At 43.3% G+C, this 914-nt stretch carries 1 pseudogene; it reads left to right on the top strand.

From position 1 onward, the window contains the following. Window positions 1-261 precede the first annotated feature (261 nt). Window positions 262-914, top strand: a pseudogene (locus tag ACP45E_RS18945) (glycerophosphodiester phosphodiesterase); the annotation flags it as partial.

Raw genomic sequence — 914 nt, 5'->3', positions numbered from 1 at the left:
GGGGGGGCTTATTCATCTTAGATTAATGAACAAGCCAACTCATTAACGTGCTTGTTCATCTTCAGCATTTCCTTTCTCTGCACTGACCGTCTATGCTATTTCACTGTTACAATATCAGGGAGTGCGACACTCTCAGGCAGCGCTACAATCTCAAACTGAATACAACTTAGGCGAAACAAACACTTGAACCACGCATTTTTTCATCGAAGTCGTCACATTCTGTATTTTATGTGGCATAGGCTTAAAGCTAGTGGTTTACAAATGCTAGCCAGCTTTCTTCTCGTTCGCAGTGCTCTTATTACTCTTTTTGTTCCATTCGATTTATGGATCAGTTCCAAATTGATGGGATTCTATGGCGTCAATGCCATTGCCAACCAGGAATTGCTCGCTTTTTTTCTTTCACCTGCAGGCTTTCTACTTAATTTATGGTTTGTGACTCAATTGAGCTTTGCTTTTTTTGTAGAGCAGTCTGCGATCAGCATCTTACTCGCTCAACATGACTTAGGTAAACGGTCAATCCTCGATACATTTGCACTGATTGCTCAACGCAGTTGGCGAGTCGTTAAAGTCGTCCTTGCACAGTCAGTGGGGATCAGCTTGCTCTTTGCCACCTTGCTTTGGTGTGGACGCTGGATCTTTGGGCTCATGCTTAATGACTGGGATATCAACTACTATGTCAGTCATCAATTAAGTTCGCTTTGGATGTCTGTTGGCTTACTCATTTTAATCAGCTTACCGGTTGTATTTCTGGTTCTTCGCTATTGGGCCAATTGGTGGCTTGCCCTGCCCCTAAGCTTGTTACAAAATTGCACCCAATGGCAGCTTTTCAAACAATCTCAACGTTTAAGCCAAGCGATTTACCCCCATATTCTATTCGGTCACATTGCGTGGTTATTTGGTCGGGTCGCCATTAC

This window comes from Vibrio genomosp. F10 str. 9ZD137, assembly GCF_049974785.1.
In the GTDB taxonomy this organism is placed as follows: domain Bacteria; phylum Pseudomonadota; class Gammaproteobacteria; order Enterobacterales; family Vibrionaceae; genus Vibrio.
Note: the sequence above shows the minus strand (reverse complement) of the source record. Positions and strands in the feature narration are given on the sequence as shown.